This is a genomic window from Rhodomicrobium vannielii ATCC 17100, from assembly GCF_000166055.1.
Classification (GTDB): domain Bacteria; phylum Pseudomonadota; class Alphaproteobacteria; order Rhizobiales; family Rhodomicrobiaceae; genus Rhodomicrobium; species Rhodomicrobium vannielii.
Genome location: NC_014664.1, coordinates 2,774,708 through 2,801,294 on the forward strand (window position 1 = coordinate 2,774,708; position 26,587 = coordinate 2,801,294).

The 26,587-nt window shown below is 60.3% G+C and carries 25 protein-coding genes; 5 read left to right on the forward strand and 20 right to left on the reverse strand.

Annotated features, from left to right (window positions below):
• Positions 1-3: 3 nt before the first annotated feature.
• From RVAN_RS12860 to RVAN_RS12955, 20 genes are all read right to left on the reverse strand, one after another.
• Positions 4-771: a flagellar biosynthetic protein FliR gene (locus RVAN_RS12860; RefSeq protein WP_013420147.1), complete on the reverse strand. Its 768-nt coding sequence runs from the start codon at positions 769-771 to the stop codon at positions 4-6.
• A complete protein-coding gene (gene flhA / locus RVAN_RS12865; protein ID WP_049779411.1) occupies positions 768-2,816 on the reverse strand; it encodes a flagellar biosynthesis protein FlhA in 2,049 nt (682 codons plus the stop codon). Before flhA ends, RVAN_RS12860 begins: the two co-directional genes overlap by 4 nt.
• Positions 2,817-2,901: 85 nt before the next feature.
• Complete coding sequence (gene fliQ, locus RVAN_RS12870) at positions 2,902-3,168, reverse strand: flagellar biosynthesis protein FliQ (RefSeq protein ID WP_013420149.1); 267 nt, start codon at positions 3,166-3,168, stop codon at positions 2,902-2,904.
• Positions 3,169-3,174: 6 nt separating this feature from the next.
• Positions 3,175-3,585 (reverse strand): flagellar hook assembly protein FlgD, encoded by a 411-nt coding sequence (flgD, locus tag RVAN_RS12875; RefSeq protein WP_041787599.1) that lies wholly within the window; start codon positions 3,583-3,585, stop codon positions 3,175-3,177.
• Complete coding sequence (locus tag RVAN_RS12880; RefSeq protein ID WP_013420151.1) at positions 3,512-3,991, reverse strand: flagellar biosynthesis repressor FlbT; 480 nt, start codon at positions 3,989-3,991, stop codon at positions 3,512-3,514. Before RVAN_RS12880 ends, flgD begins: the two co-directional genes overlap by 74 nt.
• Positions 3,988-4,335: a flagellar biosynthesis regulator FlaF gene (gene flaF / locus RVAN_RS12885; protein ID WP_013420152.1), complete on the reverse strand. Its 348-nt coding sequence runs from the start codon at positions 4,333-4,335 to the stop codon at positions 3,988-3,990. The genes RVAN_RS12880 and flaF overlap by 4 nt, the downstream gene beginning before the upstream one ends.
• A gap of 20 nt (positions 4,336-4,355) precedes the next feature.
• Entirely contained in the window at positions 4,356-5,390 is a 1,035-nt protein-coding gene (locus RVAN_RS12890) for a flagellar hook-associated family protein (RefSeq protein WP_013420153.1), read from the reverse strand.
• A 17-nt stretch (positions 5,391-5,407) separates the two neighbouring features.
• A complete protein-coding gene (gene flgK / locus RVAN_RS12895; RefSeq protein WP_013420154.1) occupies positions 5,408-6,877 on the reverse strand; it encodes a flagellar hook-associated protein FlgK in 1,470 nt (489 codons plus the stop codon).
• Positions 6,878-6,888: 11 nt separating this feature from the next.
• On the reverse strand, positions 6,889-8,130 hold the full coding sequence (locus tag RVAN_RS12900) for a flagellar hook protein FlgE (RefSeq protein ID WP_013420155.1): 1,242 nt from the start codon (positions 8,128-8,130) through the stop codon (positions 6,889-6,891).
• Between the two features lie 104 nt (positions 8,131-8,234).
• Positions 8,235-9,614 carry a FliI/YscN family ATPase gene (locus RVAN_RS12905; protein WP_013420156.1) on the reverse strand — a complete coding sequence of 460 codons (1,380 nt, stop codon included), beginning with the start codon at positions 9,612-9,614 and terminating at the stop codon, positions 8,235-8,237.
• A complete protein-coding gene (gene flgF / locus RVAN_RS12910) occupies positions 9,611-10,336 on the reverse strand; it encodes a flagellar basal-body rod protein FlgF (RefSeq protein ID WP_013420157.1) in 726 nt (241 codons plus the stop codon). Before flgF ends, RVAN_RS12905 begins: the two co-directional genes overlap by 4 nt.
• A gap of 72 nt (positions 10,337-10,408) precedes the next feature.
• Positions 10,409-10,801, reverse strand: coding sequence for a response regulator (locus RVAN_RS12915; RefSeq protein WP_013420158.1), 393 nt, complete (start codon positions 10,799-10,801; stop codon positions 10,409-10,411).
• A 93-nt stretch (positions 10,802-10,894) separates the two neighbouring features.
• Positions 10,895-11,488: a transglycosylase SLT domain-containing protein gene (locus RVAN_RS12920; RefSeq protein WP_013420159.1), complete on the reverse strand. Its 594-nt coding sequence runs from the start codon at positions 11,486-11,488 to the stop codon at positions 10,895-10,897.
• The gene (locus RVAN_RS12925) at positions 11,442-12,962 is read right to left on the reverse strand and encodes a flagellar hook-length control protein FliK (protein WP_013420160.1); all 1,521 of its coding nucleotides are present in this window, start codon (positions 12,960-12,962) and stop codon (positions 11,442-11,444) included. The genes RVAN_RS12920 and RVAN_RS12925 overlap by 47 nt, the downstream gene beginning before the upstream one ends.
• Positions 12,959-14,119: a hypothetical protein gene (locus RVAN_RS19080; protein ID WP_013420161.1), complete on the reverse strand. Its 1,161-nt coding sequence runs from the start codon at positions 14,117-14,119 to the stop codon at positions 12,959-12,961. The genes RVAN_RS12925 and RVAN_RS19080 overlap by 4 nt, the downstream gene beginning before the upstream one ends.
• Positions 14,116-15,192: a flagellar motor protein MotB gene (locus tag RVAN_RS12935; protein ID WP_013420162.1), complete on the reverse strand. Its 1,077-nt coding sequence runs from the start codon at positions 15,190-15,192 to the stop codon at positions 14,116-14,118. The genes RVAN_RS19080 and RVAN_RS12935 overlap by 4 nt, the downstream gene beginning before the upstream one ends.
• Positions 15,122-15,772, reverse strand: a complete 651-nt coding sequence (locus RVAN_RS12940; RefSeq protein WP_013420163.1) for a hypothetical protein — start codon at positions 15,770-15,772, stop codon at positions 15,122-15,124. Before RVAN_RS12940 ends, RVAN_RS12935 begins: the two co-directional genes overlap by 71 nt.
• A gap of 1 nt (position 15,773) precedes the next feature.
• Positions 15,774-17,381, reverse strand: a complete 1,608-nt coding sequence (gene fliF, locus RVAN_RS12945) for a flagellar basal-body MS-ring/collar protein FliF (RefSeq protein WP_041787604.1) — start codon at positions 17,379-17,381, stop codon at positions 15,774-15,776.
• A gap of 99 nt (positions 17,382-17,480) precedes the next feature.
• Positions 17,481-18,446, reverse strand: a complete 966-nt coding sequence (locus RVAN_RS12950) for a flagellin (protein ID WP_013420165.1) — start codon at positions 18,444-18,446, stop codon at positions 17,481-17,483.
• A 319-nt stretch (positions 18,447-18,765) separates the two neighbouring features.
• Entirely contained in the window at positions 18,766-20,373 is a 1,608-nt protein-coding gene (locus RVAN_RS12955; RefSeq protein WP_425337405.1) for a methyl-accepting chemotaxis protein, read from the reverse strand.
• 349 nt (positions 20,374-20,722) lie between these two features.
• On the opposite strand from RVAN_RS12955, the gene RVAN_RS19085 reads away from it, so the two are divergent.
• The 5 genes from RVAN_RS19085 (at position 20,723) to RVAN_RS12980 (ending at position 26,581) form a co-directional block, all read left to right on the forward strand.
• Entirely contained in the window at positions 20,723-21,277 is a 555-nt protein-coding gene (locus RVAN_RS19085) for a hypothetical protein (protein ID WP_013420167.1), read from the forward strand.
• Positions 21,278-21,288: 11 nt separating this feature from the next.
• Entirely contained in the window at positions 21,289-23,595 is a 2,307-nt protein-coding gene (locus RVAN_RS12965) for a chemotaxis protein CheA (RefSeq protein WP_013420168.1), read from the forward strand.
• Positions 23,585-24,106 (forward strand): chemotaxis protein CheW, encoded by a 522-nt coding sequence (locus RVAN_RS19090; RefSeq protein ID WP_013420169.1) that lies wholly within the window; start codon positions 23,585-23,587, stop codon positions 24,104-24,106. Before RVAN_RS12965 ends, RVAN_RS19090 begins: the two co-directional genes overlap by 11 nt.
• Before the next feature lie 174 nt (positions 24,107-24,280).
• Complete coding sequence (locus RVAN_RS12975; RefSeq protein ID WP_013420170.1) at positions 24,281-25,420, forward strand: NADH:flavin oxidoreductase/NADH oxidase; 1,140 nt, start codon at positions 24,281-24,283, stop codon at positions 25,418-25,420.
• Between the two features lie 258 nt (positions 25,421-25,678).
• Positions 25,679-26,581 (forward strand): tetratricopeptide repeat protein, encoded by a 903-nt coding sequence (locus tag RVAN_RS12980; RefSeq protein WP_169309552.1) that lies wholly within the window; start codon positions 25,679-25,681, stop codon positions 26,579-26,581.
• Positions 26,582-26,587 lie beyond the last annotated feature (6 nt).

Sequence of the window (26,587 nt, forward strand, 5' to 3'; positions counted from 1 at the left end):
GGTTCAGATCTCTTGGAGCCAGGACGCGAAGGCCCCCATGAACAGCAAGAACATCTCCCCCGCGGTGAAGTAAAAAATCAGCATTCCACCCCCGATGACGAACGGCATCGACAGGAAGTAGGCGGGCGTCTGAGGGGCGATGCGGTTGAGTACGCCGAACAGCAGGTTCACAAGGAAGGCGAAGACGAGGAGGGGAGCGACCACCTGAAGCGAGACGAGGCATGCGTCCCTCAGGGTGTCGACGACGCCGCTCAGGCTGGGAGCGAGTCCGATCCCGGTTCCGATGGGCAGAACCGTGTACGATTGCAGAAGCGCCTTAAGCACTTCGAGATGTTGGTCGGTCGCGAGGAACAGGAACGCGGCGGTCAAACTGACGAACTCGGCCAGCGGCGGCGTGGTTTCTCCGTCCTCTTCCACGGCATTGACCGGCATGGCGAGGCCGAGCGCGGCGGATCCCGCGACGGCAAGAAACTTGAAGCTCGCGAAGAAAAGGCGAATCATGATGCCGATGACGAGCCCCTTTGCTGTCTCCACCAGGACGAGCGACACGAGTGAAGGCGTCGAAGACAAGCTTTCTCGCGCGCTTTCGAAGTTCCCCAGCGCAAACGCAACCGCCACGCTGATCGCGAGGCACACCATCAAGCGCACGCGCACCGGAACTCGCGCGCCACCGATGGCCGGCAGAACCATCAGGCATCCGCCTATGCGGCAGAGCACGAGGAATATCGAGAGCACACCACCCGGCAGCGCATCGAGAGCTTGCGAAATCATGCGACCGAACCGAGCTGCACGATGGGGATGCCGCGTGCGATCTCCAGATGCGACAGAACCGGAAGGTTTGGGAAAGTGCGTTCGGTTATCATGCGCACGTAGAACCTGATGTCCGGCCCGGCAACCAGAACGAAGTTGCTCTTCTTGTCCATCAACTCGCGGACCTTCTCCGACAGCTCCAGAGCGAACTGCTCGATGAGGGCCGGACTGATGTCGAATTCGACGATCCCGCCCTTCACGTCACGGCGCAGCGCCTGCTGCATGGCCGTTTCCCAACGTTGGCCGAGACGGAGGATTCTGAGTGTGCCGCCATCGGAGAAATCCGCGCATATCTGTTGCGCGAGCCTCGACCTGACATGTTCGGCGATCAGTTCGACCCGCTTTGCATGCGGTGCGACTTCGGCCACTGCCTCGAGAATGAGGCTCAGATTGCGGATCGAAATGCGCTCCTGAAGCAGACGCCGCAGCACGGCGTGAAACGTCGAATTCGACAAGCTGGAAGGGACGATTTCGTCCATAAGGCGTTTGTATTCCGGATCCAGCGTGTCAACGAGCCGGCGGTAGTCCTTGAAGGAGAGCAGTTGCGAGAGATTGTTCCTCAGCGTCTCCGCCAGGTGGGTCAGGAGAACCGAAGTGCGGTCTACCGGCGTAAAGCCCTCCGCACGCAGCTTCGCCGAGAACCCATCCGGCACCCACACCGCCTTGATGCCGAAGGTTGGATCGCGCGTCGCTTCGAACGGGACCAGAGGCACCGGGCCGTCTCCCGTCAGCACGAGCACCTCTCCGAGGCGCAGTTCCCCGCTGGCCACGACGGCGCCGTGGATCTTGATCTGATAAGCTTTGGGCGGCATGAAAATGTCGTCCGTCAGCTTTATCTCGGGGACGATGAAGCCGTATTGTTTCGCGAAGTTGCGACGTATGATGGAAACGCGATGGCTGATTTCCTGGAAATCGGGCAGGAGGACGCTTGCGATCTGCTTGCCGAGGCAAAGTTCGACATCTGATAGCCTGAGCGACTCCCTGACTGACAACTTCGCCTGCGCCTCCGCTTCAACCCGCTGGCGATCGGTCGCGGCTGCCTGACGCGTTGCGAGACCGGCTTTTCGCCGCGGCTCCGAATAAGCCACAAACATCAGTGTCCCGGCGAGCAGGGCGAAGGGGAAAAACGGCAGGCCCGGCGCGACTGCGAGTACGCACGAAACAACGCCGGCGACAAAAAGCGCACGCGGATAATTACCGAGCTGGCTGAGAACCACTTTCTCCGCAGAGCCGCGCGTGCCGCCCTTCGAAACGAGCAGACCAGCGGCGAGCGAGACGATGAGCGCCGGGATCTGGGTAACGAGGCCGTCACCGACCGATAGCTTGACAAAGACATCGGCGGCCGATGCGAAACTCATGTCGTGCCTGACGACCCCGATTACGATGCCGCCGAAGATGTTAATGGCCGTGATGATCAGACCGGCAATCGCATCGCCGCGCACGAATTTCGACGCGCCGTCCATCGCGCCAAAGAACGCGCTCTCTTCTTCGAGTTCGCGCCTCCGCTCCATCGCCTCCTTTTCGTCGATGTTGCCCGCGGCGAGGTCGGCATCGATAGCCATCTGCTTGCCGGGGATAGCGTCGAGAGTGAAGCGCGCGCCGACCTCGGCGATACGGGTGGCGCCTTTCGTGATAACGAGAAAATTGACGGTGACGAGGATCAGAAAGACGATCACGCCGATCAGGAAGTCGCCGCTCATCACGAAGTCCGCGAAACCCGCGATGACGTAGCCCGCAGCCGAATAGCCTTCAGCGCCATGCGAGAGGATGAGGCGCGTTGTTGCGATGTTGAGTGACAGTCGAAGCAACGTCGAGATCAGCAACACAGTCGGAAAGGCGGAGAAATCGAGCGGCTTTTGTATCCAGAGCGCAACCATCAGGATGAGAACCGACAACGCGATCGAAATCGCGAGACCGATATCGATGATCACGGGGGGCAAGGGGACGAAAAGCACCGTGAGGATAAACAGGATACCGAAGGCGAACCCGACATCCTGATTGTTCATCCCGGCGGCAATGGGCTGCGCACCGGTCGTCTGGGGTGACGACACGCTCGATCTCCGTGGTGGTTTAGGGAAACCGGCTTCCCGTTCAGAAGCCGTGCTCGATACGCGAATAAGCTTGCTCGGAAATCCCAAGCAATACGCTTCCGATGAAGGACGCCGTCAGCATGGCTACGACGAAGACGGTCACGATTTTCGGGATGAACGTCAGGGTCGCTTCCTGGATCTGGGTCAGCGCCTGGAACAGAGAGATGGCAATCCCGACCGCCATCGCCGCGCCAATCATCGGCCCACTAGCCAAAATGACGACCCAGATGGCTGATTTCACGAGATCCATGGCGTCTGCCTGGTTCATGGCCGCCTACGAGATGACGACGCCGGAAGCCAGCTCGATGGTGCTCCCGTCGGCCAGTGTTGCGACTGAGCCCGAGGAACTGATTTCGATGGAGGCGATCGTGCCTGAAATGGTTCCGTCCGCCGACGTCACCGTCTTTCCGATGAGCGATGCCCCTTGCGAAATGGCAGTCTGCGTCAGCAACGTGTCCAACCGCGAGTTCGCGTTGACAAGCTGCTCGACCGACGAAAACGATGCCAGTTGCGAGATAAACTGTGTGGGGTCCGTCGGGTCCGTCGGGTCCTGGTTTTGAAGCTGCGCAACAAGCAACTGAAGAAAGCTGTTATAGTCAAGCGTGTTCGATTCACTTGTTGAGCTGGTTGACGTTGATGTCGTCGACGTTGCATTTGCTGATGAGGCGGTTGCCGAGACGGACATTGATTTGTTTCCCTGCGTCCTTGATTTTGCCCTGGAGACATTCGGCCACGAAAGGCCTTAGAACCTTCAACGCGTCGAAATATCGGCCACCATCGACCAGTTGCTCAACGTGATCCAGAGCGGCTCCCAACTCGCTAGATGCATCGACACCCAACTCCGACGCTATCTCAACCACGGATTTTCTGACGCTATCTGCACTTCCCGGATCGATCAGCATCGCCTGTATAAGGAAATACAGTTGACGGATCGGCGTCGTGGCCCGCTCAGCCTGCATGACGTATGCTTCCAGCAGGAACGCGACATCGTTGAGAAATTCGATCGAAACCTTCCGATCAGCCCGCAAAACCGCGCCGTTGATGAAAATCCGCTCGCCCGGCTTGAGGCTGACAGAAAAAGGACGGGTCATTTGAGGCCTTCTGCAACGGATCGGGACACATCGATGATGAAGCCAAAATCCTTGCTTTCGCCGCGCCGGATTGCCTCAATGCGCCGAAGCACCGCGATTCCGATCGAAATGAGATCCGCACGAAGCTTGTGCGGCAGTCTGTTATCGGGCAAGCCCAACTGCTCTATGAAGAAAACCCAAAGGCGCTTGGTGTAGAGGAGCGCTTCGATCGCTTCCGCCGATCGAGAGCCTGCCTCGGCGCCTCTTTGTAACAGGTTGATTGAACGCAGGATCGACGCGCGTTCCGTGCTGCGTGCCATCCTGACGTCTGTCGCCAACGCTTCCTGATACGGCGAATGATACATGGTGAAGTCCCCGGCCTTGATTAGACGCTGAGATAGTTGACGAGCGACAAGCTGTAGATACGGTTGGTCAGCGTATAGGACGTGTCGAGAAGCGTCTCAAGCTGCGCCAGCTTTGCCGATGCCTCGGTCGGATCCGAGTCGCCCAGCTCGCTGGACCAGTTATCGACCAGCGCTTTTTCCGTGGTGAGCCGGGCGTTTGTCGACGTGATCTGCGATTGCGACACGCCCAGCGTGGTTTGCATGCCACTGATGCCCGCCATCGCGCTGTTCACCTTTTCAAGCGCGGCTACTATGACAGTTTGCTGCGTCGTCGAATTGAGGTTGTCGAGGCCGAGGTCGGAGATCATCGTGTATGCTTCGGCGAGTTGCCGGAACGCCTCTTCATTGGCGGACACCGATGTTGTCGCCGTTTGCCCTTCAGAGATTCGCGCGGTGCCCCTCGTCGAAGAAGCGTTCGACCAGTTGCCCGACCAAGACGTGTCATCGAACAGCGTGGCGTAGTCGCCGGACAGGAAGGATGCCATGTCGCTGGACGTGATCGAACTTGCTGAGGTATCGGACTGCGTCATGCCGAATGCCGCGTAGAAGGCGCTCGCCGTGGCGGCTTGCGCGGCGTCCGAGTAGTCGTTCAGCGGGGTAACGGTTGTGTTCGAGCCGCCAAAGACGTAAGCGCCCCCGGTGCTGGTGTTCAAGGAGGTAATCAGGGACTCCACCATGCCCTTCGCCTGCGTGGCGAGGGCGCTCACATCCCCGGTGCTCTTTGCCGACAGGAGCGCGTTGCTGAGCGTCTCGGCATCGCTGTAAATCGCGGTGAGCGACGTGGTCGAGGCCTTGATCTTGTTCAGCACGATGGAATTGGCGTTGATCGTATTGGTCAAGCTTGTCGATTGCGCCTGCAGAGTTCGATAGAGCCCGTATTGACTTCCCAAAGCCGAAGCGGGATCGGAGATCTTTCCGCTTGAGGTCTCGGCCGTCACCTTCGCGATCTTGGCCTGCGTGTCCGCAACCGCGCCCGGCGCAATTGAATAGAGGACTGATGTGGAAACTGTGCTCACCAAGGTTCGCCCTCCGGCTAGATTGCGTTGAGAAGATCCGAGAACATCTGATCGACGGCCGAAACCAGCTTCGCCGAAGCGGCGTATGATTGTTCAAGCGCGAGCATCTTGGAGAGCTCGCTGTCGAGGTTCACCCCTGTGGCGTTCGAGAGCGCGGTCGCCGCAGTGCTTTTTACGGTCGCGCTGTAGGCGGCCGTACTCGATGCGCTTTGCGACTTGACGCCGAGCCAGGAGGCTGAGGCGGCGGCATAGTCGCTCAAGCTGATAGAGGTGCCTGCGCCGGCGCTGGTGTCGAATGTCATTTTGGAGCTGAGGCTATCGACCAGCCCATCCAGGCGGTCCGTGTAGCCGGATTGGCCGGGGCTCGGATTATAAACATAAGGGGCGGCTCCATTGGTGGAGATGCCACCATCCCTCAGCAGGGTCGGAGTAGCGATAACCGAAGACGCTAACGAAATCCTCGCCGCAAGCCCCTCGGAAACAGTCCCGGAAGTTGGGACCACGAGGCTCCCGCTGTCAGTAAACAGGCCAGCCTGCGCTGAGCCGGTGCCGGATGCGCTCTGATCGGTTTCCTGAAAAGCGGTAATCAGGCCGCGGGCGATTTCGTCGAGTTGATCCTGATAGGTGACCGCGAGATCGTCCCTTACCTCAACCAGCCCGGCGAGCTTCCCGCTCTTGATTTCATAGGACGCTCCCGACGCGGTGACGGGCACGCCATCGACATAGACGGCGTTTCCCTGCGTGGACGCTGCGAACGCATTCGTCGCCTCGAACGAGACGGAACGGGCGGCCTTGTCGAACAGCGTGACGCCGCTGTCCGTATAGATGGCCATGTCGTTGTTCGAGCGCGTCACGGTGGAGATGCCGATTTCGGCGCTCAGGCTTTGCAGGATAGCGTCGCGTTGATCGAGCGCATCAGTGGTGTCAGCGCCGGTGACCGTTCCCTTGACAATCGTTTCGTTGACGGTCTGGAACTGCGCCAGCAAGTCATTGATGGTCGAAACGGAGTCCGAGATGGCGGAGTCCGCATCGGCGCGAACCTGCTGCACGACATCGCTAGCTGCGTTGAGCGCGTCGGAAAGGTCGCTCGCAGCCTGCACGGCGGCACTCGCCGCAGCCGTAGATTCGGGCGATGCCGCGTAGGTCGACAGATCGTCCGACAGAGCCGAGATGAGAGCGGTTGGCGACGTGGTGTCATCGGTCGAGGTTGCCCCAACCGTGCTCTGAAGCCGCGCGAGCGCGTCCGAAACCGCTCCGTCGCGCGCGTCGTCGGCATTTGCCGCCAACAAACTTTTCAGAGCGGCGGCGTTCGACACGCGCGTAATGGAGACGACCGACGGCAAGCCGTTTATCGTGGCTACATTGGCGAGCTTGCGGCTTGCCCCTTCCGTGCTCTGATTCGCTACGTTGCGCGAAAGAACCGCGATCTGCGACGAAGCAACGGAGATGCCTGCGGTGGCGGTATCGAGCGCAGCAGTCAAGGACATCGGTCAGACCTTTAGGTGTTGAGATTGACCAGAACTTTCAGAAGGTCGGACCCTGTCTGAAAGACCTTGGCGTTGGACTGATAGATGTTCTGGGACTGGATCATCCGGGTTAGCTCCGTCGCGAGATCGACGTCGGAGTTTTCAAGCGTGTAGGAACCGATTGTCCCGAAGCCGTTAGTCCCGGCGGTGCCGATCTGAACGCTGCCCGAATCCTGATTGGGCAAATAGGCGTTTCCACTGATGACAGTCATGTTGTCGGGACTGGCAACCATCGCGAGCGGGATTGTGTAGGCGGCCACCGAAGAGCCGTCCTCATAAACAACCGACAGCGTGCCGTCGTCCGAAATTTCCACAGACTTCACGGCGCTCGCCGCGTTGCCGTTCACGTTCGCCGAGAACGTGTACTTGGCATCAAGCTGTGTCGATTTCGAAATGTCGAGCACCACCGTGGAGCCGTTTGGCACAGGAATTGAGAGGCTCGTTGGCGAAGTGAGCGCGTACGTTGTGGAGTCGAACGTCAGGGTTTCGGTCGCAAGCGCGCCGCTCGAATAGGGGAAGCCGCCAGCGGTTGCGTCCGCCTGATTATAGACAGAAACTTCCCATGTATTATCGGCCGTCTTCGTGTAATAGGCGTCGAGATTAACTGCGGTCCCGGCATTATTGTACGCGGTGAACGAGGTCTTTTGCGTATAGGTCGCGTCGGCCGCATTAGCCGAAGGCAGCTTGGTCGCATCCGTTACGGCCGTCGCCTGCAAAGGCAGATTGAAAGTGACCGTGCCTTCCGTCGACGGGACCGCCTTCATCGCCAGGTCGCTGATGTTGACCTCTTCGAGCCCCGCGTAGCTGTTTGCTGACGGCGTCGTGCCAACCGGATACCCAAGAAGCGTGTATCCGGCCGCGTTCTCCAGGGTGCCGTCAGCCTGCTTCTCAAATGAGCCCGCACGCGTCAGAGCCGGGGTGCCGTTCGGACCGGACACAATGAAAAAGCCGTTCCCGTCCACGGCGAGGTCCGTGGAGCTGCTCGTCGACGTCGTGCCCGACTGGCTGCCGATCGCCACGCGCGTATCGACATCCACGCCGCCCGACTGATAGTTGCCTGCCCCACTGCTCGCCACAAGGGTCGAGAACTCGGTCGAGGCACGCTTGTATCCCGTGGTGCTCACATTCGCGATATTATCGGCCACTGTGCTGAGAGCCGTCGATTGAGCGGCCATGCCCGACGCACTGGTGTTAAGAAGTCCGTAAAGGCTCATGCGAATCGATCCTCAACCTATGTTCTATTTCGGTTGTAGGCGCTATAGCTTGCGCGGACCTTGGATCGACCGGGAATCGCAGAGAAAAGGACGCGTCGCGGACTTCAGGAAGCGCGCAGCATCAGGCGCAGCATGTCGTCGAGCGTTTCGCCCGGATGAAGATCCTCGGCGCTCTGCGTGAGGTAGCGATAGAGGGCAGGGACGAGACGGACGGCCTTGTCGAGTTCAGCGTCATTATTGGGCTTGTGGCCAGCAATCATGCGGATGTCTCGCGTCTCCTCGAACCTTGAAATCAGCCCTCTGAGGTCGCGCACGGCGGTCTTTTGGCTCGGCGACCAGACGCGCGGAGCGAGCCGCGAAACCGAACCGAGAATGTCGACCGCCGGAAAGCGCCCCTGATCGGCAATGGCGCGGTCGAGCACGATGTGGCCGTCGAGGATTCCGCGCAGCGTATCCGCTACAGGATCGTTATGGTCATCCCCGTCTACGAGAACCGAAAAGACGCCCGTGATTGATCCCGTGCCGCTCGCGTTGCCCGCCCTTTCGAGCAGCTTCGGCAGGTCCGTGAAAACGCTTGGCGGATAGCCGCGCGAGACAGGTGGCTCCCCCGAGGACAGCGCGATTTCCCTCACGGCGTGAGCGTAACGGGTGACGGAGTCGAACACGAGAAGCACGCGCTGCCCCTCATCGCGGAAATACTCCGCCACCGTGAAGGCGGTTTTCGCCGCGAGGCGCCGCATCATTGGGCTTTCGTCGCTCGTTGAAACAACGAGAACGGCCTTTGCCAGCCCAGCCTTTGCCAAGGTGTCGTCAATGAATTCTCTGACCTCGCGCCCGCGCTCGCCGATTGCGGCAAACACGGTCACGTCGAAGGAACTGCCGCGCGTCAGCATGGAAAGGAGCGTCGATTTGCCAACGCCCGATCCGGCGAAAATGCCGATCCGCTGGCCGGCGCAGAGCGGCGTGAAGACATCGATGACGCGCACGCCCGTCGGCACGGGCTCGCTCACGCGCTGCCGCTCAAGAGCCAGTGGCGGCGCCTGGTCGACCGGAATGGAGCGCCTCCCACGCGCGAGCGGCGGGCCATTATCTATGGGACGACCCAGCGCATCGATGACGCGCCCCTTCCATGTTTCGTCCGGCCGCAGCTTCATCGTCGAAGCAAGCCTGACCGGCGCGCCGAGGAAAGGCTGGTGACGCTCCTCGATTGTTCGGACCAGAATCGTGTCGCGCTCGACGCGCAGCGTCTCGGCGATGGCGTCGCCCACGTCGGTCGCGATGGAGACCCAATCGCCGAGCTTCGTGTATTTCGACAGCCCCTCGACGCGGATGTGTTCCGTCGAAAGCTCGACGACCCGGCCGCTGACGATCGCGAGCCGATCGTCGAGCGCCGCCTCGAAAGTCTCCGCGAGAGTTTCGAGGGCGGTGCGGCCGAAGCGCGGCTGAACGCCGGAGGACGCGCGTTGCGGCTGTTCAGCCGTCATGAAGTCGGCGAGCCGAGAGACTGAATAGCCGACTTAAGGCCCGATTCGACCGACTGGATTGTCGAGGCGGCCTCATCGAATGCGCGCTGCACATAAATGAGTCTGGCTGTCTCCTTGATTGCGTTCACGTTCGACTCTTCTACGTAGCCCGATGCCATGCTGCTCTTGGCGGGGTCCGTCGCAGCGATGGCAGGCTTGTCCGCGATGAACCCGCCTTCGACGCGCGAAAGCTTCGCATCGGAGCCGAAGACAAACACACCGAGCACGCCGACGCGCTCGTTGTTCTGCGTAACCGTGCCGTCCTCGGCAATCTGCGGCGTCGGGCCGTTGGGATCGACCTGCATCGGCGCGCCACCGGCATCGAGCACCGGATGGCCACGCATCGACACCAGCATTCCGCTTGTCGTCAGTTGTATGCGGCCATCGCGCGTGTACATCCTCCCAGCGGGAGCCTGGACGGAAAGCCAGCCTTGGCCCTTGAGAGCGACGTCAAGCGGATTGCCGGTCTTGATCAGCCCGCCCGCACCGAGGCTGACGACGCCATCCTTCGACGTGACGAAGGCTGTCATCTGCGCATCGGCAGCCGACAGCACGCTGTCAAACTTCATTTCCGTGCCCCGATAGCCAACGGTATTGGCGTTCGCCACGTTCTGAGCGACGGTATCCAGGCGTTTCTGAAGCGCAACCTGAGCGGACAGCGCTACATAGAGCGACGACTGCATGAACGTCTCCGGGGGGGTGCAAGATGCTGCGGGTGGGGCAGGGGAGCGGCGGATTGACCGTTGCGGCGGAGGTCAGGCAGCCGCTTTTGCGACGGCAAGCGCCTTGTCGATCTTTTCCTTGAGCACGGGCGCGCTGAACGGCTTCACGAGATATTCGTTCGCGCCCGCTTCCTTCGCCGCCGCAACATTGTCCGCGCGCGATTCAGCCGTCACCAGAATGAAGGGCGTCTGCGCCGTTGCCGCGCTTGAGCGAACGTGGCGCAGCAAGTCGTAACCGGACATCGGCTCCATATTCCAGTCGGAGATGATCAGGCCGTAAGAATTCTTCTGGATCATCTCCAGCGCCATTCCGCCGTTGGACGCTTCATCGACATCATCATAGCCGATTTGCTTGAGCAATTTGCGAACTATCCTGACCATGGTGCTGTAATCGTCTACGACGAGGATCTTGAAACTGGCTGTCATTGCGTCGACTCCTGCTCGCGGGCGTGCGCCCTTTCTTTTTCGCATTCTTGCTGAAAAAGCTTATGCGAGACTATCGGCACCGCAACTGCTGTTCTATTTAGGTTGCGTCACCGCCTGTCGCCTCTCCGATGCGCAGAACTCCGAAGCCTGAGGCGTCCAGACCCCGAAACCGCTTTGCACAAGTCGATCCAGAACCTGGCATATGTAACGCTTCTGTCCTTCCTTGTTATTCTTGCCCGCGTTGTAGCGGGCCACCGCAAGAGTCCACGTGCCCTCTCGTTGTTTCAGTTCCTTGAGGAATCGGGCCGCGTAATCGACGTTTTTTCGCGGATCGAGCATTTCATCGACGGACGCGAACTGCTCGCCGTGAAAGTAGTAGTTCAGCTGCATGCATCCCACGTCGATGAGGCGTAGCCCGTCGCGGCGCGCCGCGTGAAAGCGTTCTATCGCCTGCGCTTTGTCGAGCGAATAAATGGCCTTGCCCTCAAGGTTGAGGGAGAAAGCACGCAGATTGCCGCCTATGCCTGTTTCGGCAAGCCCCACGGCGTAGAGCACACCCAGCGGGATCTGATACTTGCTGGCCGCCGCAACCATTTCGCGCTCGCAGAGATTTTGCTCAACGGCCCCCGCCGATGGAAGGCTAAATATAAAGAGCACCGCGATTGAGATGGCTCTCAGCTTGCCCATGCTCCAATCCCTCTTTCATGCTCCGATTGCCGGATTCGCCCCTGTCCTTCTGGTCGCTTCGTCCCATCCCGCCCGATCCTGTATCGGCTGAGCCCGATTGCGCCTGATCGCCAGAAGCCGTGGCGCTGCCGGTCGTAACTGGCGTCACAGCCTGCGGCGCAAGCTGAATTGAAATCGTATCGACCTTGTATCCGGTAGATCGAAGCAGCCCTTCGAGAGTTTCCCGATCCTGCGCCAGCAACTGGGCGGTCTCTGGTTGCTCGACACTTAGAACGACGGAAAGCTTGCTGCCGTTCATGGACAGTCGCACTGTTACTTCGCCAAGATTTTGCGGCGTAAGGCCGAGTGTGAGAGTACGAACAGGCTGCGTAGTCTCGGCGGAGGGAAGAGCGACACGGGACGTTGGTTGCGAGGTGTCGGCTGAAGAGGCCGCCGATATCGCGTTCGCCACCTGCTGCGCGACGGCGCCGGTAGCAGTGGAGGACGCGGAGAGAACAACCTCCGAGGGGCTTGCATCCTGCGTCACAGCCGCGGCTGCTCCACCCGCGGCTGCGGATGTCGAGGGCGCTGCGACAGCGGATTGGGAGAAGGGGCGCTTCCCCGTATTTGGGCTGAAGGTGTCCTCGGCGCTATCCGATACCGTTGCGGCTGGCGCGCGAGAGGCGATGTCTAAGCCGGTGGTCGATGCGAGATCGCTTGCGAGCGCGGCAGACGCTGAACGCTGGCGAACCGTAGTTTCCGATGCGGTCACCAACGGCGCAGATGCGGAAAGTGAAAGTGTGCTTGCGGTCGATGACAACGGCTCTTGCGTATTCTGCGAAAGCGTCGAGCCGTTTAGCACCTCGGAAAAGCGTCCGACAGACTCCGTCTGCGGCAGAAAGTGCGTTTCGGATTTGAGGACGGTAACGGCGGGGGTTTGGCCGCCAGATGACGCCGCTTTTTTGGTGGAAAGGGTCGCGGAACTCTCACCGTCGGTTGCCGTGGCCCGTAGTGCTTCCGCTATTACACCTCGTTCGAACTGGAGGAGCATCGGAAAAGACTGTCCTGCTGCCGGCGCAATGCTGGAGGAGTCGGCAGTTTTCTCATCGGCTGGCGCCAGTTCGGCGGGGTCTTCGGCGGTCGTAGCGGTCGCCTCCACATCGCCTCCCCCAACGGCATTGCCAAACGCGATTTCGGCTAGCTCCGCCTCAATCTCGCGGCTTGCATCCTCGGCATTGCGAACGTCTTTGCCGGTGCTCGCCTGGCGCGCGCCATCGATAACTGCATCCGCAAGCGAGCCGGAAAATTTCACCGCTGCAAAGGACATTTCGCCAGCGTTGGCGGGCGAAACCGGCGCTTCACCCTCCGTAACGGGATCAAGGTAGGAAGAGAAGTCGGCTCCGCCCTTGCTTCCCCTCTGCTGACCAGACTTCTCTGCGCCCAATAGAGCCGTGGTCGAGGCTGCCGCCGCGCCGGACCGCACGATATCTGTCATCTTTCCCTTTGCAGAACCAGATCGGCGTTCGCGACGGCTGCTCTCGCTTCCATCACTCGTTTTTCGCCGAGAAAAACCCGGTTCCCCCCCCGATTCCCCGCCAAAGCCACTTCGTCACTTAACGGCTTCGGGGTTTCGCGGAGCTTGCGCGCCAACTGAAGCGAAGCAGAAAGGAGCGCGGCGTCATCTGCATCAAAGCTTTCGGGGTTGAGCGACTTGAGCGTGTCGCTCGCCCCTTCGTACTTGTCCGTGACGATCTCGACGGCCGCTTGGTATAAAAGGAGCCGCTGCTTTTGCGGCGCATCGTTTTCAACGAGCGCGAGCCCCTTTCCGGTCGCAAGCAGGACCAGGGATCGCCGCCCGGAAAGCACACCGCGTTGTGCAACCTCGGTGAGGAAGCAGACCGGGCAACGCCCGAAGCCCATGGGCCGCGCTTCCAGCATCCGCTCAAGGATTGCCGCGCCGTCTGCATCCTCGAACCGCGGAAGGTAACTGACGATTCGCGTCTCGGCGTCGCCGGCGAAGGTCGATGTGTCGAAGCGCCGGATATAGGCCAGCGCCGCCTCCGCGAACTCCTGCGCCCGAAGCTTTTCGCCCGCGAGGACTATACTTTGACGCAGCGCCGCTTCTTCCACGAGCGTTCCCGGCAGCAGAAGCCGGGCCAGCCCGTAATACGAAAAGGCGCGCTGCGCGTCGGTCCGGGCCGCCAGAAGCGCCTGAACGAGAGCGAGGTGACCGCCGCGCACCGCGTCGAGGGAGCGTGCGTCGATCGCCAGAAGTATTGCCTCGGCGCGCGTCGTGTCCCCGCTGCCATGCGCAACGATCCCGCGGATCAGGTTCCTCTCCATCTCGCCGGGCTGGTCGTCTTTCCAAGGCTTGATATGCTCGACTCCGCCGCCGCTCAGAACGAAGATTTCCGCAAATTTCAGAAATTCGTCATTCTTGAGTTTGAGGTGGGCGGCGTCGCGCAGGTGGGCTGCAAAGCGCTCGCGCGCCTCCGCCATCTCCATGGAGGAGGCCTGCGTTCTGGCGACGGCGTCGAAACGGCGGGCATCATCCCGAAGATCCATGATCAGCGCCTGCTCGCGCTCCGCCGCCTGCGTCGAAGCCACAGATGTCACGAGCGCGACGAACCCCAGCACAACTGCCGCTTTCATCTTTCTGAGTCTTTCAGAAGGACTTCGATACGACGGTTCTCTGGTGCCAGAGGGTCATCGGCGTTACGCGGCTGCCGATCGGCATATCCTTCGATCGATAGCACTCTTCCATCGCCAATCTTGCCTCGCGCCAGCATCAGGAAGGCCATGCGCGCCCTTTGGGAAGACAAAACCCAGTTCCCATAGCGATCGCCGGCAAAGGGGCGTCCGTCCGTATAACCCCGGATGATGATCTTGCCGGGATATTTGGAGATGATATCGCCGATCCGGGTCATGACCAGAACCGTGTCGGGCTTGGGCATCGCGGAGCCGACGTCGAACATGCTCCGCTTCGTGTCGTCCATAAGGCTGATCAGGGTTCCTTCCGCAACCCCGGCAACCGAGACCTGGACCCGAAACGACTGCGGAAGATTGCTTTGGAAACTCTCTATATCCTTGAGAATTTGCTCCGCCAGCGAAGCCGCGGGCTCTTTGCGTTCCGTCTCAGCGACGTTGGCGGATTTGTGCGATTTTGGCGCGTCCGACCATTCACCTGGCGCTGTCTGGGAACCCGACGACGTGCTCACCTTCGCGGTGCGGACCAATCGCGGCTCGGCAACGAACGGATCGCGCGAAAGCTGTCCCGCCGCCGCGCTTGAGTCTTGCTCTTTCGATGCAATGCGCAGTGCTTCTTCAGCCTGGGTCGCGAGCTGCGTGAGCACGCCGAACGGATTGCGTGTGAGTTCTTCTTCGGAAAAGACGTGCCGATCCTTCGGATCTACAACTGCGGAGTTGGGGCGCCCAGCGGCAGGCGACTTATCTTGCGCTTTTGGTGCAGTCGCCGCGACGTCTTTCGCTGGAGGTGCGTGTTCGTTCAGTTTTACGGGGTTGAAGTAGTTGGCAATCTGGGACAGTCTTTCCTTTGAACTGGAATTCACAAGCCACATCACCAGGAAGAAGGTCATCATCGCGGTCATGAAGTCCGCGTAGGCTATTTTCCATACGCCGCCATGATTGTCGCCGTCACTCCGGTACAGCTTCTTGCGAACCACTATGTCCGCGTGTGCCCGCTCGTTCTTCTTGTGTCGCGCCATACTCGTGAACTCCGATACTCATTAACCAGCGACCAAGGCTCAGCTCTATTACGGTTTTATCGATGGAAACCGCCACCTCACATGTATCTGCGATAACTGTTTCGACGATCACTGCATCATCGAGGCGGCTAACCAGTTCCTGGACCAGATCCGAGGGACCGCTGATCTTTAATTTTATGCCCCCTTCGTCTGAAGTTAGCTTTCTGATTTCCGCTAAAAGTCTAGCTATAGCTTGTTCTGTCAGGTGGCGTCCGACAACCGGGGAGAGGATGCGCGCAACCGCGTCGCAGATCTCGCCCCTGATGGCCGCCAGCGACTGAAGCACAAGGCGTTCGAGGCAATCCGCTTCGCCCTCCACCCATGCTTTTCTTGCCGCCTCGATCTCCGATCTGTGCCTTGCGATGCTCTCGGCAAGTATCTTGTTGCTCGCCGCCAGCGCCTCCGTCTCGCCCTCCTCCAGGCCTTTCCGGTAGGCTGCGGCTATTTCGAGTTCCCGGTCATCGACGCATTCGCTCGGCAAAGGATTGCCGAGGCGGGCGAGAAACTCCGGCAGAGCCAAGCGGCCCGAGACTGCTTCCACGTCAACCCTCCCTGATCCAGTCGATGAGAACGGCGGCGGCCTTCTCCTCGTCCTCGGCAATGGCTTTCTCGACCGATTTCAACGGCGAGTTCTTCTTGGCGCTCGGCGTTGGCAACGGCGGTCCTTCAGCGTTATCAGGGGTTTCGACCGTCGCCGCGACGGTCTCAAGAACGGGCGTGGTTCGTTTGTCGGCAGCAATTTGTGGCGCGGGCTTCGGCTTGTTTTCGAGGATCATCCGTAGCGAGGGCCGAAGCCCAACAGCGACGAACAGGATCGTCGAAATCAGAAGAGCGGCGGCGATTACATAACTGCCCAACCCCTCCATCACATGATCCCAGAATGTCAGCGAAGGCGCTTGATCGAACTCGTTGCCCCCAGCGAAATCGAGGGCGACTACCGTGGCCTTGTCGCCACGCAGCGAGTCCAGCCCGGCGGCGGAGGAGACCAGTCGCTCCACGACGCGGATCTGTTCGTCCGGCGCGGTCTTGGCGCTGTCGGCTGCCGCTAGAAGCGGCTTCCTGTTCAGCACCACCGCCACGGCGATGTTTTCCACGCGGTAGCCCTCGCTTTGCGTTGTGACGCTTTTCGAGCTCACCTCGTAATTGGTCGTCTCTTCCTTCCTTTCGCTCGCGCGCTTCGACTGATCGGAAGGCTTCGTATTCTGCTGGTCAGTGGGAATGTTCTGCTCGACGCTGATATTCCATTTCTGATTGGTGTTTTGAGAGTTGCTGCTCTCCTTCACAGTGCGGGTCGAGCGCTCCGCCTTGGACTCGGGATCGAAGGCCGTCTCGTTGATTTGCTTCCTGTCGAGGTTGAGCCGGACCGTGACGCTCGTCTCGAAGTTCCCGAGCCCGAGGACGGGAGTCAGTGTCTTGCGAATGTTGTCGTTGATTTCGCGGGAGACCTGTTTTTCGAGGTCCAGCATCTTGCCGCTCGCGACGCCGGGACCGTCATCGCCGGCAGAGAGGATCGTGCCATCGGTGCTGAGAACGGACACATGGTCCGGTTTCATCCCCGGAACCGCTGACGCCACGATCTGACGAATGGCAGCTGCCGAAGGTGGCTCGGCGCCCGCTGGCTTGACAACCACCGACGCCGTGGCTGCCTGCGGCTCGCGACGGAAGGAGCCCGCATCCGCCATGACAAGATGAACCCGCGCGGAGTTCACAGCGCGCATGGCTTCGATCGTGCGGGCAATTTCACCTTCGAGTGCCCGGACGCGGGTAATATTCTGCATGAAGGAGGTGAGGCCGAGCGATCCGAGTTTGTCGAAAAGCTCGTAACCGGCTGTCGCGTTGTTCGGGAGCCCGCGCTCGGCAAGGATCATCCGTGCTCGCGCGGTATCGCCCCGGTTCACGAAAATCTTGTTCGCTTCCGAGTTGGAATCGAACGGTATACCGGCCTCCTTGAGGACGGCGCCAATGCGTGAGACATCAGAAGCCGTGAGCCCGACATACAGCACATCCTTCTCCGCCCGGCTCACATAGTAACTGCCGACACCGACTATCGCCACGATTGCAACGCCCACCGCCACCAGTGCAGCAAGTCGGCGCGCGCCCAGCCCCAAAAGACTCACTCTTAACGCGTCGATCTGATCGCGAATCGCCATGTTTCCCCAGCCCCGTTGCGAAGCAGGGCGGATCATCGTCTCGTTACCTTACGCGTAGCAGGAGCGCCTGGTTGCAGGCGCTCCTGTTCGCGGGCAGGACTACTGGAAGAGCTTCAGGATCGACTGCGAGGACTCGTTTGCAATCGAGAGCGCTTGCACGCCGAGCTCCTGCTGGACCTGCAGTGCCGAAAGGCGGGTCGATGCTTCGTTCATGTCGGCGTCGACGAGCGAGCTCACGCCAGCATCCACGGAGGTCTTCAGCGTATCGACGAAGTCTTTCTGGCTTTCGATTCGCGACTGCGTCGAACCGAGCACCGAAGACGCTGCCGTCACGGACTTGATCGCCGCTTCGACCTGCTTCTGGTAGGCGTTAATCATCGCCAGATCCGCGCCCTCATCGGTCAGCGCCGAAATGTCGAGGTTGAAGACGCTCTTGCCATCCGCCGTAGCCGTGGCGGTGGTGCCGTCGGCATTGGTGAAGGAGCCGGTCGTCGTGCTGTCGACCTTGTCGAGAATGCCGATGTCGCCGTTGGAATCGAAGAGCGCCGTGTCCGTCTTGCTAAACGTGATCGTGCCGTAGCTGACGGAGCCGTCGGACGAACGAGACAGGGAGGCTACAAAGGAAGCGGTGTCGTTGTAGCCCGTGGCGCTCGAATCGACCGAAAGGAAGTTCTGGCCGTTGAGGCTGGCGGCTTCGGAGATCGTCTTCAGCTGAGCCTGATAGGTCGCGATCTCAGACTGGATCTTGGTCCGGTCGGCACCCTGCGTCGTTGCCGTGACCAGCGAGTCCTTGATCTTGCTGAGCACATCGGAGATCTCGTCGATCGCGCTCGTTGCCGTCGCCAGCGTCGAGTCGGCGACGTCGAGCGAGTCGGAGATCGTCGTCAGCGCCGAGCTGTCGCTCTTCAGCGACGTCGCGATCGAATAGTACGAGGCGTTGTCCGCCGCCGTGCTGACGCGAAGACCGGTGGAGATCTCGTTCTGGGTCTTGTCGAGGCTCTTGACGGTGTTCTGGAGGTTCAGCAATGCCGTGTTGGCGGCGTTGTTCGTGAGAATGCTGGTCATCGAAGTGTCCCTTGGTCGGTTTGAATCGTGGGACATACCGGACTTGAACCGGCACGCTGAAACGGCATCATGCCTACGATCAGCACCATGTTGGTGCACCTCGCTTCTGCGTAGCTACAGTAAACGGCAAAATTGCTAATTTTTGGTTAACATAAGGCGATTACAGCAAATAACGGAACAAATTCAATCGTGCGCATTCATTATCGCTTGGATCTGTAATTATCATAAGATCGCGTTATCAGTAAAGATAACCCATAGAACAGAAAAGCCCCGCACAAAGCGACGGGGCGTCTCCATTTGTTCAGTCTAAACGACGCGTTCAGGCTTCCAGCCGCTCTCTTGTATAGTGGTCGGAGTCAGATCCGCATGAGACATCGGCCCGATGCTCCGTACTGCGATCATCGACGTTTATGGCGTTCACGAAGTCGGCCATGCTGCTTGACAGTTTCGATGTGATATCGGCGAGGCTGCTGGAAATCCCTGACAGCGCCGCCGCCTGCTCCTTCGTCTTGCCCGCCACGACAGAGACGGAGCCCGAGCTTTTCGCAGCCTTCTCGCTACTTTGCGCGGCAAGGGAGACGTTCTGCGCGATTTCCTGCGCGGCGGCAGTCTGCTCTTCCACTGCGGACGCTATCGCACCAGTAAAGCCGTGGATCTCGGAAATTTTCCCCGCCATCGACTGTATAGTGGCGATTGCAGCCGTCGTGGACTGCTGGATCGACTCAACCTGGTCGGCGATGGCATCCGTTGCCTTGGCTGTCTGCGCGGATAGCTCCTTCACTTCCGAGGCAACCACCGCGAAGCCTTTTCCGGCGTCCCCGGCACGCGCGGCCTCGATGGTAGCATTGAGCGCGAGCAGATTTGTCTGATCGGCGATGGTGCGGATGATCTCGACGATGGAGCCGATCTCCTGCGTCGCGGTTGTGAGCGCCTCGACATCCCTGTTCGTCCGATGCGCTTCTTCAGTCGCTACCTCGACAACGGCATTGGTGCTGTGTGCCTGCTGGGAGACGTCCCTGATCGAATAGCTGAGTTCCTCGGTCGCCGCCGCGACGGCATTGGAATTGTCTGCGGCGCTGGCAGAAACGCGCGCCGCGATTTCCGCTTCACGGGTCGATGTTTCCGCCGCGTCGGAAAGAGTGTCCGCCGATTGCCGAAGCTGGGCCACTTGCCGTTTCAGTCCCTCAACCACGCTGGCCATCTTCTGCTCGAAGTGACCTGCTTCGAGCCTCAGATAGTGCTCGCGCTCTTTTTCGCGTTCGCGTGATCGTGCGACCTGTTCCCGGAGGGACAACAGTTCTATCAAATTGCGGCGAAGCACCTCGACACCTCGCGCGACTGGCCCAAACGGAGCCTTCTCACGATGGGGGAGGGGCATCGGCTGCATATCGCCGTTTGCGAGGCTCAGTATGCCTCGCCCGAGATGCGTGAGTTGGCCGAGGATCGAGCGAGCGAACCACCACACCAAGATCGCGAGCACGGCCAGGAGGCCGCATATAATGGCGCCCTGCACATAGAGCCTGTAAAGGAAAGCCTCATGCAGACTTTTCGCATCTGAACTCGCCGAGACAAAGCCGCCGATTTCCGGCGCGGCCTGCACAAAGGTCAGTTTGGGGGTCCAGGGGCCGCGCCCAATATCCGGCAAACTGACTGAAAAACCGTGGCCGGACGGGCTTCTCGCGATCTCGGTGGACGCCTGGATGAACTTCTTCAGCTCCACTGATCCCGTTTCCAGCAAATTCTTGCCTTGCTGGGAGGGGATGCCATGGCTGAGCGCGACGCCATTAAGGTCATACGCAAAAATGCCCTTCAAGCCGTCCTCATCCTGAAAGCGCGCAGCGCGAATGACCCCGAGATAAGCTTCGCGACCAGCCTTGGAGGTCGGACCGCTTGCTGCTGCCATCTGCGCGCGCGCCGCTGAGAGCACAAGGCTGACCTCATTTCGCAATTCGCGTTGCCGGTCCTCCACCATCTGCGAGTACAGGAACCAGAAACTTACAACGGCCGCTGCTCCGTAGGCGAGCAAGGCAAGGACCACGATCATATTAATCCGGGTCGATTTCAAACGGGCGGGCATAGTGCGTACTCCACTCAGAACATCCATCGGTTGTAGCCGAGCAGCATTAAGGTGGAGTTGCAAGTCTCCGACACTTGCAATGGATGTCGTAAACGGTCTGAGGCTTCACCGCAGATTTGCCTAAAACTGCATCTGCTCACTGAGGAAGAAAATTAGTTCGTCTACGGGATAGTGCTCGTGAAATGAGGAACAGGTTGCAATGTCGAACACTCTCCCCCACCCGACTTTCGGCGAGACCGAACCGCTGATCAGGGATCTGATCGCACGTGCGCCCCACCTTATTAATCCCAGCTCAGGTATAGCGAACGATTTCATTAACCAATACAACGAGGCACTGCTGCTTCTCGAAAATTTGCCGGTACTTCTCCCGGAGATGATCGACGAACTGCTAGCATGGAAGCCGAAGACTTACGTCGCCTATTTCGAAAGCTCACCGCTAAGCGGTGGCGATGTCGCCATCAGAGTTTACAAACTGCTTGACGACGAATTCCGAAGTACTTTCGAAAAGCGAATTGCCGTGATGAATGCAATCGCTCAGCAAGCGATTTACCTCATTCGGGCCATGCAATCCAAGGCTGGCGACCTCAAGTCTGAACAGGTCGAGTGTTTTTGCCGAGTTATCTCGAAGCGACTTCGGATCGAAATCGAGAAGGCTGTCGATCTCATCAATCACGGTGGCGATGAGCCAAAAGAAACATCGCAAGTGATGGCCGACCGCCTGATGGCGGCCGTCGCCGATGTGCAATCGTCATAGAGTGCGCCACAATGGATGAGTTGCTAAGCGATTTCCTGAGCGAGGTCACTGATCACATTCAGGAAATTGAATCCCATGTGGTCGTCTTCGAGAAGAACCCAGCCAATACGGAATCTATTCGACAGATTTTCCGGCTTTTTCACACGATAAAGGGGACATCAGGCTTTCTGGGCCTCGACCGTCTTCAAAAGGTCTCTCACGCCGCCGAAACGCTTATCGATGCGCTTCGCAGCGGACGCGGACCGGTATCGCCCGCAGCGTCGCTGCTTTTGAAGGCGATCGATCGCGTCAAAAGCCTGCTCGAAAGCGTCGGCGAACTCGGAGAGGAGCCTGCTGGCGATGACGGCGATATCGTTGGCCGGATCGAGCAATTCCTCGGCCAGAGCGAGGAGGCGGAAGAAGCGCGCACCGATCTCGCCGATGCGACGGACGCGCTACAGCCGGAGCCCATCGTCCAGCAGGAAATCGCGCCCGCGCCTTTATCGACGGACGCGTTCGCGACGGCCATGGTTGAGACCTCGCCGCCCGCGCCGAAGGCCGATGTCGACGCTTCGGCGACCAAGCCCGATACGGGCAAGGAGACGGGACAGGAGACGCTCCGCATTCCAACGGTCGTCATCCAGCGCATCATGGACCTCGCCACGGAACTAGTGCTGTCACGCAACCAGATCATGAACCTGTCGCAGCAGCAGGACATGCATCAGATGAAGATGCCGCTGGAACGCCTCTCAGCGCTCACCTCGGAGTTGCAGGACGCCGTGATGCAGGCCCGCATGCAGCCGCTCAGGCGGTTGTTCGACAGCGTGCCGCGCCTGATCCGCGATCTTTCAGCGGAGACCGGCAAGGAATTCAATGTCGTCATCGAAGGCGCGGACACGAGGCTCGACCGCCAGTTGATCGAAGCCATTCGCGATCCGCTGATGCATCTCGTGCGCAACTGCGCCGATCACGGCATCGAAAGCCCAGCCGAGCGCGCCGAGCGCGGCAAGCCAGTGGCGGGCCTCATCTCCATCGCGGCAACTCAGGATTCGAGCCAGATCGTCATCGAAGTTGCGGACGACGGCCGGGGCTTCGATAGCGAACGGATTCGGGCGAAAGCCGTCGAGCGCGGTCTGGCGGACGCGGACTCCGTCGCACGCATGACCGACGAAGAGGTGTACCGCTTCATTCTCGAACCCGGCTTCTCGACCGCGCAGGCGGTGACGACGATATCGGGCCGCGGTGTCGGCATGGATGTGGTGCGCGCGCACCTCGAAGCGATCGGCGGCAGCATCGGACTTCATTCGCAAAAGGGCGCCGGTTCGCGCTTCCTGCTCAGAATCCCGCTGACGCTTGCCATCGAGCCCGCGCTGATTGTCCGCGCGGCTGGCCAGCGTTTCGCCTTGCCGCAAAAATACGTCGTCGAAGCGCTGGACTATTACGATGGCTCGCATGTGATCGGCGAAATGGACGGCGAGCGCATCCTGCGCCTTCGCGACGAGGTCTTGCCGGTGGCTCCCCTTGCTGCGATGTTCGATGTCGATGAAAACGACGCGTCACCGGATAAGGTCGTGATCGTGCTTCGGCTTGGAGGCAGGAAGCTCGGCCTCATCGTTGACGGCATCGGCGATATTCAGGAGATCGTGGTCAAGCCGCTGAGCCGCTTTTTCCAGAAGGATAGGATTTTTTGCGGCTGCACGATCCTCGGCGAGGGCTCCGTCATTCTCATCCTCGACCCGGCTGGAATGGCCGATCATATGAAGCTCGACCGTGAGCCCATCAAGACCGCGCCTTCGCTGGAGCGCATCGTCGAACTGACCGAAACCGCGCTCATCCTCTTCAGGGCTGGCGACGGAGCGAAAAAGGCGGTTTTCCGCGGCGCCGTCTCCAGGATCGTTCGCGTCGATGCGACCGACATTACGCGAGCGGATGGGCGCTTCGTGCTCCGTTATCAGGATCGACTGATCCCGGTTGTGCCTCTCACAGGCCAATCTCTTTGCGCCAAAAGTTCGCTGATCCTGATCCTCAATGTCGGCAGCGAGACGTTCGGTCTGGCGATCGACGCGGTGATGGATATCGTATCCACGCCAGCCAGCATCGAACTTGCGGCCGCGACGCCCGGCCTTCTCGGCACCATCAGCGTCGCGCGCGATGCCGTCGAACTGATCGATCCAGAGCACTATCGCCAGATTGCCTTTTCACGGGAGATTGCGGATGTCGATGGCGACGCCATAGCCGACCGTCACGACAGCGAAGCGGGTGAGCGCGCCATGCCCGCAACGGCGAGGATCAATGAAGAAGCACGAGTGAACGAGGAAGATGTGTGCCATGCAGCCTGAACCCGTCGAAACTCCGACGCCTCGTCGCGGGCCAATCTCTGCCGCTTCGGCTCACATCAAGGCCGGATTCTTCACCGTGTTTGTCGCAGATCAGGTTTACGGCATAAGCGTCGCCGATGCTCCGACGATTTTCAGCCTCGGCGAAGTTACTCCCGTGCCATCGGTACGAGGGGGGTTCATCGGCCTGACAAACTTGCGCGGGCGCATTGTCGTTACGGTGAACCTGCGCGAATGGTTGGGTCTTCAGCCGAAAGCGGGGAGAGCTGAAAAATACGCGATTGCGCTGGAAGTTCGCAACGAATGCATCGCTCTGCTCGTGGATCGAATTGGCGACGTTTTGACATTACCGGACATGGGCCGAGCCGAAGTGCCGCCGCATTTCAAGAGCCGCAAAATACATTTCGCGCGGGAGATGTATTTTGCGGAGATCGGGCTCATTCCAATTCTGGACAAGACGCTGCTGTTCAATCAGCTGATGGCACAGGTGTCGTCCGAAACACTTGCAGATTGACGCATCGCGCGCGGGGGGCACCAGCTTTCGGCCCCGCCTCGTCACTGACGCGCGCCTTCTGCCGCAGCAGCGTGAACGGCCGCGTTGGAGTTTTTCCGCGCACGCTAGTTCACAAATCTCGAACAATGCCCACATCTGCCCTGAAAGCATTGTCGTGCGAGAAAGGATCGCATCATGACGGATCACAGCACTCAGCGTTCTGGGCAGGCCGACACGCGGCAGGATTACGGCGTGCCGGAAGTCGACCTCCTGACGCCGCTCACGCTTCGCGGCGTCACGTTCCGCAACCGCATCGCCGTGTCGCCCATGTGCCAATATTCGGCGAAGGACGGCTTTGCAAACGATTGGCACCTCGTCCATCTCGGCAGCCGCGCGAGCGGCGGCGCGGGCCTCGTGATCGCGGAGGCGACGGCGGTCACGCCCGAGGGGCGCATCTCGCCTTACGATCTCGGCCTCTGGTCGGACGATCACATCGAGCCGCTCGCTCGCATCGCGCGCTTCATCGAAAGTCAGGGCGCGGTGCCGGGCATCCAGATCGCGCATGCGGGCCGCAAGGCGAGCACAGACGCACCGTGGAACGGCGGCCGGGCGCTTCCGCCCGAGCAAGGCGGCTGGCGGCCGGTCGCGCCGAGCGCGGTCCCGTTCAGCCCTGAAAGCCCGACGCCAACCGCTCTCTCCGAAGACGGCATCGCCCACGTGATCGCTGCGTTCGAGGAAGCCACGCGGCGCGCACTGAAGGCGGGTTTCAAGGTCATCGAAATCCACGGCGCGCACGGCTATCTGCTGCACGAATTCCTCTCGCCGCTGTCGAACCACCGCACCGACCAATGGGGCGGCAGCTTCGAGAACCGCGCGCGACTGACCCTCACCGTGGCGGAACGACTGCGCGCCATCCTGCCGGACGACCTGCCGCTGTTCGTGCGCATCTCCGCGACCGACTGGGTTCCGGGTGGCTGGGACGACACACAATCCGTCGAACTGGCGAAGCACCTGAAGCGCATCGGCGTGGACCTGATCGACGTGTCGACCGGCGCCCTCACGCCAACCGCGCAGATCCCGGTGGCGAAGGGTTTTCAGGTGCCGTTCGCGCGGCGCATCCGCGAGGAAGCGGACATCCGTACGGGCGCGGTCGGCCTCATCACAGACCCGCAACAGGCGAATGACATCATCACCGGCGGCGATGCCAATCTCGTGCTGATCGCCCGCGAGTTCCTGCGCGACCCCTATTTCGCGCTGCGTGCCGAACGCGAACTGAACGGCGGGGAAAAGAGCTGGCCGTTGCAATACGGCTACGCCGTGAAGCGCCGCTCGTAAAATCACGGCCCGGGCCGTTTGAAGAAGCCGCCCGGGCCGTGGAGTCTTGATTGAGATTTCCGTCGCGGAACATCACCAGCTTCAAATTTTACCAATTCGAAGACCGGCTTAGACTGAAGTCGAGAGTGCGCAATTCATTTAAAAATGTTTCTTACCGGATCGCCGGAGCCAGTTGTTGGCTTTGATCGCGCGCCGGAGCTTGGTGATTTGTCTGGACAGTCACGCGTACATGCTTGGTTGATCGGCCTGGCGATGGCGATGCCGCTTTCCGCATCGGCTGCCGGAACGGCCATCGACTGTTTGCAGGACGAGGATTCCAGGCTCGCCATCTCGGCCTGCACCGCATTGATCGAGGCAAAGGCACCCACGCCAACTGCCTTTTCGGCGAGGGGCGATGCCTATCGTGCAACGGGCGACTTCACCCGCGCGATAGCCGACTACACGAAGGCTTTGGAATTCGAGCCGCGCGATGCCGAGGTGCTTTACAAGCGCGGCCTCGCCCTCACCCGACAGGGCCTTCTCGGCCGGGCGGCGGACGATCTTACAAAGGCCATCGAAATCGACCGGAAGCTCGACGGGGCCTACTTCGCGCGCGGCGAAGTCTTCCGTGCACAAGGAAACCTCTCTCGCGCGCTGAGCGATTACGATGCGGCGCTCGCCATCAATCCACGGGCGACGTGGGTCCATCTTGCGCGCGGCGCGGTTTATCGCGGGAGTGGGGACCGCCTGCGCGCCATCGCCGAGTTCTCGACGGCGATCAAGATCAATCCAGAGAGCGCGGACGCCTATTTCGAGCGCGCAAACGTCCTTCGCGACATGGCGTTATTTGACAGCGCCATCACCGATTACTCCCGCTTCATCGAGTTGAGACCGAAAGACGCCGACGCCTACAACAATCGCGGCTGGGCCTATTACAGCATGGGCGATGCAGCGCGCGCTCTGGACGATGCGAACAAGGCACTGACGATCCGGCCATTCGATCCTGACCTGCTCGATACGCGCGGTCACGTTCTGGAATTTGTCGGTCGGCGTGATGAAGCCGCCGCCGACTATCAGAACGCCCTGCGGCTCAATCCGGGCCTTCAGGGAAGCAGGGACGGCTTGAAACGCTTGGGCGATGTCGCATCCGGGAGCCAAAACGCGGATCTCAGACGTAATTAAAAACAA

What these genes read in the sequence shown, in the direction of transcription:
- RVAN_RS19090 (WP_013420169.1), top strand. Translation starts at nt 23,585, where the DNA reads ATGCAGCCTGAACCCGTCGAAACTCCGACGCCTCGTCGCGGGCCAATC.
- RVAN_RS12880 (WP_013420151.1), bottom strand. Translation starts at nt 3,991, where the DNA reads ATGACCCGTCCTTTTTCTGTCAGCCTCAAGCCGGGCGAGCGGATTTTC.
- RVAN_RS12920 (WP_013420159.1), bottom strand. Translation starts at nt 11,488, where the DNA reads ATGGGCAAGCTGAGAGCCATCTCAATCGCGGTGCTCTTTATATTTAGC.
- RVAN_RS12935 (WP_013420162.1), bottom strand. Translation starts at nt 15,192, where the DNA reads ATGGCGCGACACAAGAAGAACGAGCGGGCACACGCGGACATAGTGGTT.
- RVAN_RS19085 (WP_013420167.1), top strand. Translation starts at nt 20,723, where the DNA reads ATGTCGAACACTCTCCCCCACCCGACTTTCGGCGAGACCGAACCGCTG.
- flgF (WP_013420157.1), bottom strand. Translation starts at nt 10,336, where the DNA reads ATGCAGTCGTCGCTCTATGTAGCGCTGTCCGCTCAGGTTGCGCTTCAG.
- fliF (WP_041787604.1), bottom strand. Translation starts at nt 17,381, where the DNA reads ATGGCGATTCGCGATCAGATCGACGCGTTAAGAGTGAGTCTTTTGGGG.
- RVAN_RS12950 (WP_013420165.1), bottom strand. Translation starts at nt 18,446, where the DNA reads ATGACCAGCATTCTCACGAACAACGCCGCCAACACGGCATTGCTGAAC.
- flaF (WP_013420152.1), bottom strand. Translation starts at nt 4,335, where the DNA reads ATGTATCATTCGCCGTATCAGGAAGCGTTGGCGACAGACGTCAGGATG.
- RVAN_RS12915 (WP_013420158.1), bottom strand. Translation starts at nt 10,801, where the DNA reads ATGACAGCCAGTTTCAAGATCCTCGTCGTAGACGATTACAGCACCATG.
- RVAN_RS19080 (WP_013420161.1), bottom strand. Translation starts at nt 14,119, where the DNA reads ATGAAAGCGGCAGTTGTGCTGGGGTTCGTCGCGCTCGTGACATCTGTG.
- fliQ (WP_013420149.1), bottom strand. Translation starts at nt 3,168, where the DNA reads ATGAACCAGGCAGACGCCATGGATCTCGTGAAATCAGCCATCTGGGTC.
- RVAN_RS12900 (WP_013420155.1), bottom strand. Translation starts at nt 8,130, where the DNA reads ATGAGCCTTTACGGACTTCTTAACACCAGTGCGTCGGGCATGGCCGCT.
- RVAN_RS12980 (WP_169309552.1), top strand. Translation starts at nt 25,679, where the DNA reads ATGCCGCTTTCCGCATCGGCTGCCGGAACGGCCATCGACTGTTTGCAG.
- RVAN_RS12860 (WP_013420147.1), bottom strand. Translation starts at nt 771, where the DNA reads ATGATTTCGCAAGCTCTCGATGCGCTGCCGGGTGGTGTGCTCTCGATA.
- flgK (WP_013420154.1), bottom strand. Translation starts at nt 6,877, where the DNA reads ATGTCCTTGACTGCTGCGCTCGATACCGCCACCGCAGGCATCTCCGTT.
- RVAN_RS12925 (WP_013420160.1), bottom strand. Translation starts at nt 12,962, where the DNA reads ATGACAGATATCGTGCGGTCCGGCGCGGCGGCAGCCTCGACCACGGCT.
- RVAN_RS12965 (WP_013420168.1), top strand. Translation starts at nt 21,289, where the DNA reads ATGGATGAGTTGCTAAGCGATTTCCTGAGCGAGGTCACTGATCACATT.
- flhA (WP_049779411.1), bottom strand. Translation starts at nt 2,816, where the DNA reads ATGAACAATCAGGATGTCGGGTTCGCCTTCGGTATCCTGTTTATCCTC.
- flgD (WP_041787599.1), bottom strand. Translation starts at nt 3,585, where the DNA reads ATGTCCGTCTCGGCAACCGCCTCATCAGCAAATGCAACGTCGACGACA.
- RVAN_RS12975 (WP_013420170.1), top strand. Translation starts at nt 24,281, where the DNA reads ATGACGGATCACAGCACTCAGCGTTCTGGGCAGGCCGACACGCGGCAG.
- RVAN_RS12905 (WP_013420156.1), bottom strand. Translation starts at nt 9,614, where the DNA reads ATGACGGCTGAACAGCCGCAACGCGCGTCCTCCGGCGTTCAGCCGCGC.